Origin of the sequence: uncultured Faecalicoccus sp. (assembly GCF_944325745.1) — a bacterium.
Classification (GTDB): Bacteria; Bacillota_I; Bacilli_A; order Erysipelotrichales; family Erysipelotrichaceae; genus Faecalicoccus.
In genome coordinates this window covers 1-15,160 of sequence record NZ_CALVBG010000028.1, presented here as the reverse complement: position 1 = coordinate 15,160, position 15,160 = coordinate 1, and the positions used below count along the sequence as shown (strand labels likewise).

General features: G+C 44.1%; 10 protein-coding genes. 1 reads left to right on the top strand and 9 read right to left on the bottom strand.

The window, feature by feature from the left end:
- Positions 1–63 precede the first annotated feature (63 nt).
- The 7 genes from Q0J48_RS04190 to pulA all read right to left on the bottom strand — a co-directional run bounded on the left by Q0J48_RS04190 (position 64) and on the right by pulA (position 11,403).
- On the bottom strand, positions 64–777 hold the full coding sequence (locus Q0J48_RS04190) for a Fic family protein (RefSeq protein WP_296241950.1): 714 nt from the start codon (positions 775–777) through the stop codon (positions 64–66).
- 113 nt (positions 778–890) lie between these two features.
- Positions 891–2,681, bottom strand: coding sequence for an ABC transporter ATP-binding protein (locus Q0J48_RS04185; RefSeq protein ID WP_296241946.1), 1,791 nt, complete (start codon positions 2,679–2,681; stop codon positions 891–893).
- Positions 2,674–4,404, bottom strand: a complete 1,731-nt coding sequence (locus Q0J48_RS04180) for an ABC transporter ATP-binding protein (RefSeq protein WP_296241943.1) — start codon at positions 4,402–4,404, stop codon at positions 2,674–2,676. Before Q0J48_RS04180 ends, Q0J48_RS04185 begins: the two co-directional genes overlap by 8 nt.
- An 86-nt stretch (positions 4,405–4,490) precedes the next feature.
- Positions 4,491–6,509, bottom strand: coding sequence for a ribonucleoside triphosphate reductase (locus tag Q0J48_RS04175; protein WP_296241941.1), 2,019 nt, complete (start codon positions 6,507–6,509; stop codon positions 4,491–4,493).
- The gene (locus tag Q0J48_RS04170; protein WP_296241939.1) at positions 6,506–7,654 is read right to left on the bottom strand and encodes an anaerobic ribonucleoside-triphosphate reductase activating protein; all 1,149 of its coding nucleotides are present in this window, start codon (positions 7,652–7,654) and stop codon (positions 6,506–6,508) included. The genes Q0J48_RS04175 and Q0J48_RS04170 overlap by 4 nt, the downstream gene beginning before the upstream one ends.
- A gap of 71 nt (positions 7,655–7,725) precedes the next feature.
- Positions 7,726–9,237, bottom strand: a complete 1,512-nt coding sequence (locus tag Q0J48_RS04165; protein ID WP_296241937.1) for an IMP dehydrogenase — start codon at positions 9,235–9,237, stop codon at positions 7,726–7,728.
- A 57-nt stretch (positions 9,238–9,294) separates the two neighbouring features.
- Positions 9,295–11,403 (bottom strand): type I pullulanase, encoded by a 2,109-nt coding sequence (pulA, locus tag Q0J48_RS04160; protein ID WP_296241936.1) that lies wholly within the window; start codon positions 11,401–11,403, stop codon positions 9,295–9,297.
- A 101-nt stretch (positions 11,404–11,504) separates the two neighbouring features.
- Between pulA and Q0J48_RS04155 the strand changes: the two genes are divergently transcribed.
- On the top strand, positions 11,505–12,872 hold the full coding sequence (locus Q0J48_RS04155) for a lyase family protein (RefSeq protein ID WP_296241934.1): 1,368 nt from the start codon (positions 11,505–11,507) through the stop codon (positions 12,870–12,872).
- A gap of 22 nt (positions 12,873–12,894) precedes the next feature.
- Here the strand turns inward: Q0J48_RS04155 and cls are convergent, their stop codons facing one another.
- Together cls and Q0J48_RS04145 are read right to left on the bottom strand one after the other, a co-directional pair.
- Entirely contained in the window at positions 12,895–14,427 is a 1,533-nt protein-coding gene (gene cls, locus Q0J48_RS04150) for a cardiolipin synthase (RefSeq protein ID WP_296241932.1), read from the bottom strand.
- A gap of 62 nt (positions 14,428–14,489) precedes the next feature.
- Positions 14,490–15,062, bottom strand: coding sequence for a hypothetical protein (locus tag Q0J48_RS04145; RefSeq protein WP_296241928.1), 573 nt, complete (start codon positions 15,060–15,062; stop codon positions 14,490–14,492).
- Positions 15,063–15,160: the final 98 nt, after the last annotated feature.

Sequence of the window (15,160 nt, the reverse complement as noted above, 5' to 3'; positions counted from 1 at the left end):
AACACTATAAATGTCGAACGATACACCAAAAGAAAAGCCCTGATCCCTCAGAGCTTGACTATTCTAGATCTTGTCTTTGAATTCTTCATAGAAAGCGTCTTGTTCTTTCTTGAATAAATGAACCAGATCTTCAATATCTCCTGTTTCCTTTCCCTTTTGCAGAGCCTGACGATACCCCGTTTCATTTTCATCGTGGATCCAGAAAGGCATTTTCTCATCTTTCAGACATTCTTTAAAAAGTACGATCCTTCCGATCCGGCTGTTTCCTTGGAAAAAAGGTAAGATCTTTTCCATATGCACATGAAAGCGTGCCAGATCTTCTAAAGAATGCGTGTCCTTCTCATTGTAATTTCGGATCAAAGACTCCATCGTCTTGACCAGTTCCTCCGGCAAGGATTCTTCTTTCTGATTCACGTTACTGTATTCTCCCGCAAAATTAAGCGTACCTGTCACCCCATTGCGAAGACAAAGATGATACTTCTTCAAAAGATTGTGGGATAAAGTATTTGAGATCGTCATCAACATTTCATCAAACATTTGAAAATGACCTGTGATCTCTTCAATATCCAAAAGACGAACTGGCTTCGTATCCGGTAAAAGCAGGCCTTCTGAAAAGATAGAACGCACTTGTTCTAAAGAAAGCTTTCCTCCTTCCAGACGATTGGAATGATAGGCAAACTCCATCTGGATCTGTCCATAGATTCCCTGCATAGCGTGTTGTTTATATTCTTGAATCAGTTCTTGTTTGATGGTTTGAGAAAATTCTTGTACCTGCATAAAAGACCGTTCCTTTCCTCATCGTATAGTATTATTATACCTGCTTTGGACAACTTAAACCTAAAGATTTTCTTAAGAACAGAAAATCAAAAAAAACGCAACAGGTTATCCTGTTACGTTGATTCCTGGTTGGCGAACTGAGAATGATACAACTTTTCATAGAATCCTTTTTTTGCCAATAAAGATTCATGTGTCCCTTGTTCAATGATATTTCCCTGCTGCAGCACAAGGATCAAATCTGCATTCTTGATCGTCGATAAGCGGTGCGCAATCACAAAGCTGGTGCGATTGGCCATGACGCGCTGCATCGCTTCCTGAAGCATCTTTTCCAAACGCGTATCCACAGAACTGGTCGCTTCATCCAATATCAGGATCTGCGGATCTTTTAGAATGGCACGAGCAATCGTCAACAACTGTTTTTCGCCTTGCGAAATATTGTTGACTTCTTCGTTAAGCTGCGTATCATAGCCCTGACTCAAGGTCCGGATAAAATGATGAACATTGGCCATTTTGGCCGCTTCGATTACTTCATCTCTGCGGGCATCTCTTCGGCCATACCGAATATTGTCATAGACCGATCCATTGAACAGCCACGTATCCTGTAAAACCAAGGAAAACAAAGAACGAAGGTTTTCTCGAGGCATATCCCGGATATCGACACCATCGATCTTGATGGCGCCTCCTTTGACATCATAGAACCGCAACAGCAGATTCATCAACGTGGTCTTACCAGCTCCGGTCGGTCCCACGATGGCCACCATCTGTCCCGGTTTGACATCAATATTGACATCGTGCATCAAAAGCTCTTCATCATAGCCAAACTGAACATGTTCAAATTTTACCATGCCTTTCACATCATGCAGTACGATTGGATTCGGATTTCCCAAAACCTCTTCTTCCTCTTCCAGCATACCGAAGATTCGCCCCATGCCCGCAAAAGCAGACTGCACTTGACCGGATAATTGCGAAATCGAAGAAAGCGGCTCATTGATCTGCCAGATATACCGGATAAATGCCTGCAAGTTTCCTACCGTGATGACTCCCTGTATCACAAAAATACAACCTAATACAGCTACCCCGCCAATCGCCAGATAAGTACATAAAGAAATTAGCGGAGAAATCAGACTGGAGACAAATTGCGCCTTAAAACTGGCATTGCACATTCTCTCATTGACATCCTCAAATCGTTTGATGGCATCTTCTTGCTTGCCATAAAGGATGATTTCGTTGAATCCGCCATACATTTCAGTAATCGTTCCATTCAGTTCTCCCAAGGTTGCCTGTTGTTTTTCAAAAAGACGCTGTGAATGACCGACAACAAACTTAGTTATGATCAATGAGAATGGAATGATCAACAAGGCAATCACACTCATCCACAAATTGATCCGCAACATCATCGTAATGACGAAGATAAAAGTCAATATCCCGCCAAAAACTCGCGTCAAGGCTTGTTGAAGGGCGTTGCTCAAGGCATCGACATCATTAGTCACCTTGCTTAAAAGATCCCCAAACGGATGGTCATCAAAATAACGGACCGGCAATCGCTGGATCTTCTTTTGAAGGGCATTTCTTAGATCATGCATCGCCCCCTGGATCGCATCGGTCAAAAAGAAGGCCGTGATTAGCTGAGAAACCGTCTTCAAGAGATAAAGTCCCATCAGGATCATCATGATCTTGAAGATCACATCAAAATGCACATGGGCTCCCGGGATCTTATTGAGAATATCCATCGCATCTTCAGTCAATTGAGAAGTGATCATTCCTTCCACCATCGGATTGAGCGCAAAGGCCCCTTGGGTGATCACGATCATCACAAGGGCAATGATCGCTTTTGTGCGATACGGGCGCATAAAAGACAATAACCCTTTGATACAGCTTTTGGTGCTCGCTTTTCGATTAGGCATACGCAAGCTCCTTTTCACTCAGCTGCGATAAGGCGATCTCCCGATAGATCGCACAGCTTTCCAGTAATTCCTTATGCGTGCCATAACCGGCCACTTTCCCTTCATTCAAGACCAGGATATGGTCCGCATCCATAATCGTGGAAACTCGCTGGGCCACGATCATCATGATCGCATCTTTGACCTCCGGTTTTAAAGCTTTGCGCAATCGAGCATCGGTCGCAAAATCCAAAGCCGAAAAAGAATCATCATAAATATAGATCTGGGGATGTCGAACCAAAGCCCTCGTGATCGACAAGCGCTGTTTTTGCCCGCCAGAGACATTCGTGGCGCCTTCTACGATTCGTTCTTCAAACTGTTCCGGTTTTTCCTGAATGAAATCGTACGCCTGGGCAACCTTGGCCGCATGTTCAATTTCTTCTTTTGTCGCTGTCTTTTTCCCAAAGCGAATATTATCCGCAATCGACCCTCGGAATAAGAAAGCCTTTTGGGAAACATAGCCGATCTTAGAGCGCAGATCCTGTAAAGAATAGTTTCGTATATCGATTCCATTGATTCGAATCGAGCCAGCCGACACATCATAGAACCGAGGAACCAAGCCAATCAGAGTACTCTTCCCTGAGCCGGTAGAACCGATAAAGGCAATGGTCTCGCCTTTTTTGACTTCAAAAGAAATATGCTCCAGAACAGATTCCTCTCCATCCGGATAGACAAACGTCACATCATCAAACGTCAATGATTCAATATCCGATAATTCTTGCGGTGCTTGGGGATCCAAGATCGTAGAATTTGAATCAAAGATAGCCTGGATCCTTCGGGCCGATACGGCGGCTCTGGGATACATCATAAACACGGTACAAAACAACATCACTGACAACATCGCATGAAACAGATATTCCATGAACGCGACCAACATTCCCACCTGCAGCGTATTGGCATTGATCATGCCGGCTGCCACATAATAGATGGCCAAAGCTGCCAGGTTCATCACAAAAAAGAAGATTGGCTCGGTACTGGACATCAGCTTGAACAAGGAACGAGACTGCTTCATAAAGAAGCGGTTTTCCTGATCAAAGCGTTCGCTTTCATAGGCATCATTATTGAACGAGCGAATCACGCGGATCCCCGTAAGATTTTCACGGAAGATGCGATTCAAGCGGTCCAGAGAAGCTTGCTGCCGCTCGCTGATCGGCTGCGAAAACTTGCCGACCAGAAACACTCCCAAAACGATCACAGGTACCGTAGAGGCAATGATCAAAGACAAATCAAAATTAGAGCGAATGGTCAACGTAAAGCTGACAACGATCATCACCGGAGTCAATAGAGCCGTACGCAGGATCACATTCAAAAACGTCATGATCTGAAAGGCATCATTATTCGTACGCGTGATCAAGCTGGATACCCCGAATTCATTCATCTGGGCGTGCGAGAAACTCTGAATCTTTCGAAAGACATCATTGCGGATGTCACGTGTCACAGATGTAGAGATTCTAGCGCAACAATACCCTAATAGAATCGTACCGAACACACCAATGACCGAGATCAGGGCAATGATCAGTCCGGTATGGATCAGGTACGCGCTGTCTTGGCGAAGCACCCCTTCATCGATCATATTTGAGATCAATGTCGGGATCCCTAACTCGGCCAAGGCAAAGCCAAAAACGGATAAGATGTTCAAACATACAAGCATCTTATACGCCTTCATATAGTGTAAGATCAGTCGCATAAAACCTCCTTTGTTCACACAAGTATTCCTATCCTAACATAGGTTAGAAGATCCATCAACCAACAAAAAAAGAGGTGCTTAGACCTCTAATCGATATCAAAAGGATTCCGTTTCAAGAATTCCGTCTGATGCGAAATCTTGGATGCCGGAATAGGATGATAATAACCAGCCAGACGTGCCCAGATCGTACATTCTTTTTGACATTCAGGGCAGGTGACCACCAGTCCTTTTTGATAGCCATGTTCCGGACAAACGGAATAAACGGGAGAAAAAACAAAATCATACAATGTGAACGATTGAATGATCGTTTGGACCAACGAACGAACCGCCTTCCAATCTTCGATTCCCTGCATCAGTACAATCGAAAAATATGTGCCCCCATTGTATAACTTTTGAAGTTTTTGTTGGATCTCCAAAGATGTGAAGAGATCTTCCCGATTTTCTAACGGCAGCTGGGTCGAGTTGGTATAGCGTTCGATCGAGCTTGTCGACATATCCGGATAGAGTTCCCGATCCTTGGCGGCAAAGCGCACAGAGACACTCTCCGCAGGAGTTGCTTCTAAATTATACAGACAATGCGTCTTTTCTTGTTGGTGGATCAAGCGCTCCCGAATAAAATCTAAGACACGATAGGCAAAGGCTTGCGTATCAGGATCCGACATATCTTTGCGCAGCCAACGGGCATTTAATCCCGCTTCATTCATCCCGACGATCCCAATCGTTGAAAAATGCGAATCTAAATTCGAAATGAACTGTGCACTGCAAGGATACAATCCACTCTTAAATAATTTATTCAAAACTTGCCGTTTGATCTGTAAAGACCGGCACGAAAGTTCTAGTACGTCTTCTAACTGTTTGAAAAAGTCCGCTTCCTCTTTGGCAAGATACGCTAAGCGCACCAAGTTGATCGTAACCGTTCCAATGCTTCCGGAGTTTTCCGGATACGTATAGAATCCCGGTTTTTGATTCCATTGATGTTCATCCACCTTGCGATGATCGTTTTTCGGATCTTGATGCACAAAATAGACCGAGCCGTATTTGCCCGCACAGCGAAAAATGTTCTGATACCTTTCATTTTCAAAATCAAAATCATCTTGAATCATCACAGTGGGGATCGGAAACGGGAATCCATTGCCGACTTCATCGCCTTCCCATAAGATTTCAAAGAAGACCTCCTGCAGCAACTCCATCTCTTCTTGACAATCTCCATAACTAAAATCCATCTGTTGATTGCCGATCCAAGCTTTTTCATCCACCAGATCCGATGGCACTTTCATATCAAACAAGACATTGCCAAAAGGCGTTTGTGATCCCCATCGAGAAGGAATGTTGACTCCATAGATAAAGGCTTCCAACGCTTTTTTTACTTCTGAACGCTCCAGCTGGTCTTTTCGAATATACGGGGCCAAGTAAGTATCAAAGCCTGAAAAACTTTGAGCGCCCGCCCATTCATTCTGCAAGATCCCTAAGACGTTGACCATTTGATTGCACAATGTCATCAAATGTTTGGCCGGCCGGGAAACAATCTGTCCCGGTTCCGTCTTGATGCCCTTCTGGATCAAGGATAATAAGCTCCAGCTGGCGCTGTCCCCTGTCAGCATATCCAGATCATGGATGTGGATCAAGCCGCTGTCATGAGCTTTTTCGATGGGTGCATCGTACACTTCACTCATCCAGTAATTGCGAGTGATGGCTCCGGAATTAGACAAGATCAGACCGCCGACCGAATACAAAGAAGGCTGATCACTTTGATGCGTTCGTTCGGTATCATTCAAATAACTGTCGACAATGTTTTTATAATCCAGCGTGGTATTCTCGATCCGCCGTACATTTTCCCGCTGTTTGCGATACAAGATATACGATTTGGCAACTTGGGTATAGCCCGATTGCGAAAGGATCTTTTCGACACTGTCCTGGATATCTTCCACGGAAACGATACCATTTTGGACCTTGGGTTGAAAATCCGCGCTGACCCGCAAGACCAGCAGTTCAAAGATTTGAGGATCCGATGTGATCTTACAAGAATCAAATGCTTTTTGGATCGCATGAATGATCTTGGTCATATCAAAATCGACGATGGTCCCGTCGCGCTTTTCGACTTTCACAAAGATCCCCCCTTTATCTTGATGTTTGGTGTGATTTCTTGAAGTTGCGGCAATAAACTTTGTAACTCTTGATGCGTATATCCATGTAATCCTTCTTGGATCGGCGTCATAGACTCTTGATAGGAATGAAGTTCGATACAAGGTGCATCCTTGATCCAAGTGATCATTTGGATCAGATCTTCTTGACCATGGAATTCTTTAATGGGAACTATCACAAAACGCACATCCAAATCACAGTGCAATAAAATATCCACCGATCTTTGGATCTTTTGGATCTCCGCTTGATCCAATCCGATCGATTGGCCATATTTTTCTGGCGTGTTTTTTAATGACATGACCACCTGATCAACCCGATGATTCTGGATCAGATCTTCCAGATGTTGAGGATAAGATCCATTGGTCTCGATGCGAATTTGATATCCCAGGGCTTTGGCTTCCTTTAAAAAAGAATCCAGTTCCGGATGCATCAGAGGTTCTCCCCCGGTGATCACCAGCTGATCTAAGACGTTTTGGCGCTCTTCCAAGTATTGAAGAATCTTTGTCCCGGTGATCACACGAGAATCTTCTTTTAAGAAAATGAACCGGCTGCGCTCACAAAATGGACAGCGGAAATTACATCCTCCGGTCCAGACGATCGTTGACATCTTGCCGGGATCGATCTCGATATTTAATTTCTGATGATCAAAAAAGACGATTTCTTCTTGATCTTTTTGTGCAAATTCCCGGGCAGAGACCACCATGGTCTTATAAAAGGTCGAAAACTTCTGCATATCATTTTCGGGAATGGATGCACTGATATGCTGCCACCAGGAAGCCCGTATACCATAGATCTTATTCATGATCGAACGGGCATTCTGTGTCGTATACAATTCTTTGGCCCGTTTGTCACGCTGCGAAGACTGGACGCGAATATAGCCCATCTCCTGAAGTTTTTGCACCTGTTTTGTGATCGTCCCTTTGTCATAGCCGCCTTCATAAGCAATCTGTTGTAAAGAGATCCCCTCGTGTTCATAGATCAAGATCAGGATCGGCAGCTGAGCATAGGTCAGCGATAAAGATTGAAGCATCTTATCATAATATTTTTGCGTACTGCGATATAGAATACTGATGTCCAGTAAAAGATCGGTACTGTTTGATTCATTCATGCCCCCATTATAACAAACTCCCCTTCAAAGTGCATCCATACAAAAAAAGGGCTTTTCGCCCTTTGGATGATCTAGTGAGGTTTGGCATCAAAGCTTTCATCACGAACGACAACGTCGTGGGCCCCGCCTTCCACGATACTGGTGCTGGAAACAAGCGTGACCTTGGCATTCTTTTGAAGATCCGGAATGCTTAGACAGCCGCAGTTGCACATCGTATGAGAGATCTTAGACAAGGTCAAGCCTACGTTCTCATGGAGTGTTCCCGCATAGGGAACATAGGAATCGACCCCTTCGACAAAGCTCATCTTGCCTTCGCCGCCGACATCATACCGCTGCCAGTTACGAGCACGGGCACTTCCTTCGCCCCAGTATTCTTTCATGTAGTTGCCATTGATGGATACAAGATTGTTTGGTGCTTCTTTGAAACGCGCAAAATAACGTCCCAGCATCACAAAGTCGGCCCCAAAAGCTAAAGCCAATGTGATGTGATAGTCATGAACGATTCCCCCGTCACTGCAGATAGGAATGTACACGCCGGTTTCTTCGAAGTATTTATCACGGGCACGCGCCACGTCAAGGGTCGCTGTTGCCTGCCCACGGCCAATTCCTTTTTGTTCACGAGTGATACAGATCGAACCGCCGCCGATTCCGATCTTCACGAAGTCAGCACCGGCTTCGGCCAAGAAACGGAATCCGTCTTCATCCACAACGTTTCCGGCTCCTACTTTGACCGTATCTCCATATTTTTCACGGATCCACTGTAAGGTCTTTGCCTGCCAGCAGGAATAACCTTCACTGGAATCGATACACAGAATATCGACACCGGCTTCCACTAAAGCAGGAACACGCTGTTCATAGTCGCGCGTATTGATCCCGGCCCCGACGATATAGCGTTTTTGTTCATCGAGCAATTCTTTTGGATTGTCTTTATGGCTGGCGTAGTCCTTGCGGAACACAAACGCTTTCAGTCTTTGATTTTCATCGACGATCGGCAGCTGATTGAGCTTATGATCCCAAATCAAATCGTTGGCTTCACTCAATGAGATATCTTCTTTGCCTACGATCAGTTTTTCAAAGGGGGTCATAAATTCTTTGACAGGCGTAGAGAGATCCATACGGCTCACACGATAATCGCGGCTCGTTACGATTCCCACCAGTTTGCCATCGGCTTCTCCATTTTCGGTCACGGCCATCGTAGAATGTCCGGTTTTTTCTTTCAAAGTCAAAACATCGGCCAAGGTCGCATCCGGACTGACATTGGAATCACTGCCGGTAAATCCAGACTTGGTTGCCTTGACTTTGCGGACCATAGCGGCCTGCGATTCAATGGACTGTGAACCGAAGATGAAGCTGACGCCTCCTTCACGAGCCAAAGCACAGGCCATCTCTTCTCCGCTGACAGCCTGCATCACGGCAGAGACCATAGGGATGTTCAAATGGAGAGAAGGCTTTTCTCCTTTTTTATATTTGACTAACGGCGTCGAAAGATCGACATTGTCCGGAATACAGTCTTCCGATGTATAACCCGGGATCAATAAATACTCACTGAAAGTACGAGATGGTTCTTTAAGAAACTTCGCCATAGTTATCCTCCTTATTTGAAGTTATTGAAAATATTTTATGGTCTAGAACAAGGAGTGTCAAGACCAAAACGCCGACGATGCCTTACATACGACCACGCAATAGGGGTCAATGTTCACAAAATTCGTATACTGAGAATTGATGTTTCCATTATCAAACAAGATCTCCAGATCAACAGGACTTTGATAGGTGTAGTGCTGCATCGTTGGATTGAAAAAACAGATACAGATATCTTGATCTTTTTTGACTTTATAGATTAGAACTTTTTGATCGATCTCTTCGAACCGGACATTCTCGAGGATCTCTTCTCTGGTCTTCAATCTAAAACAAGGATGCTCTTTGCGGATCTTGATCAACAATTTGGTATCCACCACGATCGGCATGTGCTTATTGCGCAGACTGTAATCGATATGATTGTAATGATCACTACGATTATAACTGTTATCTAAATTATACTTGGTACGTCCAAATTCTTGCCCGCAATGCAGGAAAGGGACACCTTGCGCCAGCAAGACCAGCGCATTGGCCAAAGATTGGCGCAGCATCAAGATCCCGCGTGATTCATTTTGGCAGCAGACCTGATTTTTATCCCATAAAGTATGATTGTCATGGCATTCTACATAATTGATGGCTTTTTGCGGAGAATCAAACAAATCATCCAAAACACCTCCGCCCAGACACATTTCCATCATATAGATCAGCGAGGTTTCCCCATTGGAATAGCCTTTGATTTCCAAATCGCCATTAGAGCCGCGGCATGTCTCGCGGAAACGGTCGTTAAAATGACCGACGTAAGGCATCTTATATTGATTCTGCATCGAGGCACGCAAGTCCTCCGACACAAAACTCGGCATATTCCAGCCTTCTCCATAGATCATGAAATCCGGTTTTTGTTTTCGACATTCTTCAGCGATCTCATTGATCAAACTGTAATCTAAGATCCCCATCAGATCGAATCGGAACCCATCCACATCATAACGCTCCACGATCATCTTACAGGTATCCAAAAAATATTGACGGGCCATCGGCGGCTGGGTATCGATATCGTTGCCGCAGAAAGAGCCGTTACTGAAGTTGCCCTCGGTATCCATCAAGAAATAATAATTGGGAACCAGGACTTCCAGAGGATAGGTTGTTTTATTATAGACATGATTAAAGACAAGGTCCAAATTGACACGAAGACCGGCCTGATGACAGGCTTGCACAAGTTGGGCAAACTCTTCGATGCGGCATGTCGCCTTTGTGCAATCGGTACTGTAGCTGCCTTCCAGACAGCGATGGTGTACCGGATCATACCCCCAGTTGTAGAAAATCTTGGTATGCATTTCATCCACACTGCCGAAATCAAAGATTGGCAAAAGCTGGATATGGGTGATACCTAAAGACTTGATATAGCTAAAGCCCGTATTCAAGGAGCGGGTTGTTAAGTTTTCTTCTACAAAACCTGGAAAAGTCTTAGGATGTTGGATCCCGATCCCTGGTTCTGCCGTCAGATCGCGAATGCTGGCTTCGTATAGGATTGCCTCCGTATTTGAATCCATCGGCGGTAAAGAAACTTTTGGGGGCAGATCCACATGATCAAAAGATTGAACAACACTATATTGGGTGTTCGGACCGCAAAAGCAGTTATAAGGATCCACTGTTTCTTGCCAGGCACCGTTCACACGAACCATCAGCGTATAATGGGCATTTAAAAGATCTTTTTTGACTTCCAATCCGTAAGTCCCTTTGTCTTGCCGCTCCATCTCATAGATCGTTTCTTTTCCATTTAATGAAAGCTTCAACAAGATCTTGTGAGCTACTGGCGACCACACTTTAAATGTGGTCTTCTTGGGCGTGTATTGACAACCTAGATCCGATTTTAAATACGTAAACTCTTCATTGAAACGCTGTGTCTTGACAATATGGCCATATTGACAAATGGCTCTCTGGCAATGCTCATCGTAAACGACATATTCTTCACCAATCTCCAGATCGCCTAGAATCGACAATACATATTTCGTATATCCGCCTGGAAGATCTTGTTTCGATTGGATCCGTAAAGGAATGATCTGATCTTTCGCATCTTTGATATGAAAAATGCGCGATTGTCCATTAAAAAAATTATTGGACATATAAACTTTTAAACAATCATAATCATCAAAATACGCTTCGTATACCTTCTGCATCCTCATAGGATTCATCTCTCCTTTGAAACCATCAAAAACTACTCATATTTTAACATAGAACGCCAAAAAAATGATACACTACAGTCTATGGAGGAATGAATATGTCAACGTATCGAATCGAAGAAGATGTTCTAGGAAAAGTAAAGGTTCCTAGTGATAAATACTGGAAGAGCCAGACCCAGAGAAGTCTGGAAAACTTCCCGATCGGAAAGGAAACAATGCCAGAAAGCCTGCTCTATGCCTTTGCGGCCTTGAAACAAGCGTGTGCCAAAGCTAATTACGAATACGGAAAGATCTCTGAAAAACAATATCAGGCAATCCGTCATGTCACTGCGCAGATCTTGGAAGGAGAGTACTTAGATCAATTTCCTTTGCACATTTGGCAAACCGGAAGCGGGACCCAGACCAACATGAATTTCAATGAGGTCATCACAACTTTAGGAAACCAGTGGGCCAATGAAGCGATCCTGCACCCGAATGATATTGTCAATTGTTCGCAAAGTTCTAATGATACCTTCCCTACGGCCCTGCATATGATGATGGCCGACAAGACGATCCATGAACTGATCCCTAGCGCTGAAAAGATGGCATCCTGTATCCGGGATCTTGAAAAAGCAAACGAGGGGATCATCAAGATCGGCCGTACTCATCTTCAAGATGCGACCCCGCTCTATTTCTCTCAGGAACTCAGCGGTTATCGTTCCATGATCGAACACAGTATCCAACAGATCAAAGACAGTTTAAAATATGTCTGTGAACTGGCCATCGGGGCAACCGCCGTGGGAACCGGGATCAACTGTCCGAAAGGATTCGATCAAAAAGTTTGTTCAATCTTAAAAGAAATGACCGGAATCGATTATATGCCGGATCCCAATAAATTCCATGCCTTGACAAGCAAGGATGCCGCCGTATTATTATCCGGCGCCTTAAAAGGCCTGGCTGCCAACTGTATGAAAATTGCCAATGATATTCGCTGGCTGGCTTCTGGCCCACGATGCGGGATCCATGAAATCGAGATCCCGTCCAATGAACCGGGCAGTTCCATCATGCCGGGAAAAGTCAATCCGACCCAATGCGAGGCCTTGACCATGGTATGCGTTCAAGTCATGGGAAACGATGCGGCCATCGGAATCGCCGCCAGTCAGGGAAATTTTGAGCTCAATGTCTTTATGCCTTTGATTGCCTATAATATCGATCAAACCATTCAACTTTTGGCCGATGCGATGGATTCGTTTACTGAACGCTGTTTAAAAGGGTTAAAGGCTAACAAAGATGTCATGGATCAAAACTTACATCACTCTTTGATGCTGGTCACTTGTCTGAACCCGATCATCGGATATGAAAAGGCCGGCAAGGCCAGCCAATACGCTTATCATCATGATCTTTCTTTAAAGGAAGCCATCTTAGAGTTAGGGTATTTGACCGAAGAAGAATTTGATCAGTATGTCGACCCCCAGAAAATGATTTAAGAGGAGCAGCGCTCCTCTTTTTCTATAACATCGGTCCAAAGATCTTTAAGAATCGACGGAATTGACGAACAAAGAAATTGACTTGTTCACATTCTTCCCCAGTCACTTCGTGTGAAACTTTAAAGATTTCTTCAAAGTCTTTTTTTATGTCATTTATACATTGTGTATCTCGCAAGAAAACCCCGCACTCATAATGTAGATAGTAAGAACGGAAGTCCATATTGACAGTGCCGACGATGGCGCTGCGATCATCACTCAAGGCCACCTTGCCGTGGATAAATCCCGGTGAATACTCATAGATTCTGACCCCTTTTTGGATCAAGGCATCATAATTGGCCTTCGTGACTTGATAAACGACTTTTTTATCCGGGATCGCCGGAACAACGATCCGAACATCGACTCCGCTGCTGACGGCCAGCTGCAGATTGGTCACCATTTCATCATCCAAGATCAAATAAGGCGTTGTGATCCAGAAATAATCGCGAGACATGTTCAACAGATTCAAATGCATGAATTTTCCCGTGTAATTGTCATCGGTAGGAGAATCACTAAAAGGAATCAGATAACCCGGTTTGTCATAATAATCTTGATGGTCGCCTTTTAGAACAAAGGAATCGTACTGGGTTGGTGTATCGGATTGATAGTTCCAGATCTGTAAAAAGGAGACCGTAAATGTTTCCACAGCCGGTCCTTTGATGCAGATGCCCATATCTTTCCAATGGCCAAAGCGTTCTTTTGTATTGATATACTCATCCGAGATATTGCAGCCGCCGGTAAAGGCGACTTTGCCATCCACCACCAAGATCTTACGATGATCCCGGTTGTTCATCTGGATCGCGATCTGCGGTTTCATCGGATTGAAACGCTGCGTCTTGATACCGCGTTCATTGAGCCAGCGATCATAATGGGCCGGCAGATAAGTGATGGTCCCAAAATCATCATAGATCAAACGAACATCGACCCCTTCGCTTGCCTTATCTAACAAGATCTGTAAGATCGTATTCCACATCACACTTTTATTGATGATAAAAAATTCTAAAAAGATAAAGGATTTTGCTTTGGACAACTCATGAAGAAAAGACTGGAACTGTTGTTCCCCCGTCGGAAAATAGCGGACATCACATTGATCATAGACCGGAAAATATCCGTTGGACCAGGCTAAAGAAGCCATCTTATCCAAAACGAAATCATCTTGTTCACGCATCAAGACACGCATGCTCTGTTTCGCATAGCGCTGGTAATCGTAAGCTGCCTGACGGTCTTTGATCATTAATTCTTTCGGGATCTTTCGAGCCCCAAACAAGATGTACAAAAGGCCTCCAAAAACGGGCATAAACATGATGACCAGGACCCATAACAGCTTGCTTGAAGAGTCCGAATCGCGATTAATGACCTGCACGCTGATCACAAAACTCAAAAGGACCAATAAAAAATAGATCCCGAAAAAGCGTCGTGAAAACCAGGAGATCAATAAAATGAAAAGTCCTAATTGGATCAAAAAAGATGCGGCAATCAAAAAGGGCTTTGATTTGACGAAGCGTAATATTTTATGCATAACTGGATTTTAGAACATCGACAAAAAAAACTCAAGGACTTGCCCTTGAGTTTAAGGAAATCTTAAGAGTTGTATGTATCCGAAACATATCCCGTAAAATAGAGGAAAGTGCCTTCGCCTTGATAAGATCCCGGTCCCGGATGATCCAAACTGCACGAATAAGAAGCAGAAGATTCGGTCATCGCAAAGGAAAAAAGTCGTTGGGATGAAGACTGGAGTTCTAAGGTCTCCAGATAACTGCCGCAGAAGGATCCGTCTTCAGGCACCAGCAAAATCGGCTCTCTTTCAAACTCATAATATGTAGACTGGTCTCCCTGAATCAAAAATGAAAACGTGGATGTATCCGGGTTTCTGCCAAATTTGATCAAAATCGTAGATCCAGGTACTTGAACCGTGCCACTAAAGAATAAAGAAAAGGCATCGTCATCATAGCGATAACCTTCAAAGTGGAAATAATCAAAGGTTTCCGATTTTGTCAGCTTCATCGTACCAATGACTTCATTGTCTTCATAAAACTGTTCTTCATCTTGGCGATACTGTTCCAAAATTTCAGGATTCAACTGCGAAGTTTGCAATGTACAGCCTACCAATAAACAGCTGAAAACAAAAACTAAAATCATTGTCTTAATTCTCATAATGATTCCCCTATTCAATTTCATGATAGCGGAAGGGGACAAGAAAGACAAACAACGGACCGATCCGGCCATCCATAAGACCGAAAAAGCCAAAAAAA

What these genes read in the sequence shown, in the direction of transcription:
- Q0J48_RS04185 (WP_296241946.1), bottom strand. Translation starts at nt 2,681, where the DNA reads ATGCCTAATCGAAAAGCGAGCACCAAAAGCTGTATCAAAGGGTTATTG.
- Q0J48_RS04145 (WP_296241928.1), bottom strand. Translation starts at nt 15,062, where the DNA reads ATGAGAATTAAGACAATGATTTTAGTTTTTGTTTTCAGCTGTTTATTG.
- Q0J48_RS04165 (WP_296241937.1), bottom strand. Translation starts at nt 9,237, where the DNA reads ATGGCGAAGTTTCTTAAAGAACCATCTCGTACTTTCAGTGAGTATTTA.
- Q0J48_RS04155 (WP_296241934.1), top strand. Translation starts at nt 11,505, where the DNA reads ATGTCAACGTATCGAATCGAAGAAGATGTTCTAGGAAAAGTAAAGGTT.
- Q0J48_RS04190 (WP_296241950.1), bottom strand. Translation starts at nt 777, where the DNA reads ATGCAGGTACAAGAATTTTCTCAAACCATCAAACAAGAACTGATTCAA.
- pulA (WP_296241936.1), bottom strand. Translation starts at nt 11,403, where the DNA reads ATGCAGAAGGTATACGAAGCGTATTTTGATGATTATGATTGTTTAAAA.
- Q0J48_RS04170 (WP_296241939.1), bottom strand. Translation starts at nt 7,654, where the DNA reads ATGAATGAATCAAACAGTACCGATCTTTTACTGGACATCAGTATTCTA.
- cls (WP_296241932.1), bottom strand. Translation starts at nt 14,427, where the DNA reads ATGCATAAAATATTACGCTTCGTCAAATCAAAGCCCTTTTTGATTGCC.
- Q0J48_RS04180 (WP_296241943.1), bottom strand. Translation starts at nt 4,404, where the DNA reads ATGCGACTGATCTTACACTATATGAAGGCGTATAAGATGCTTGTATGT.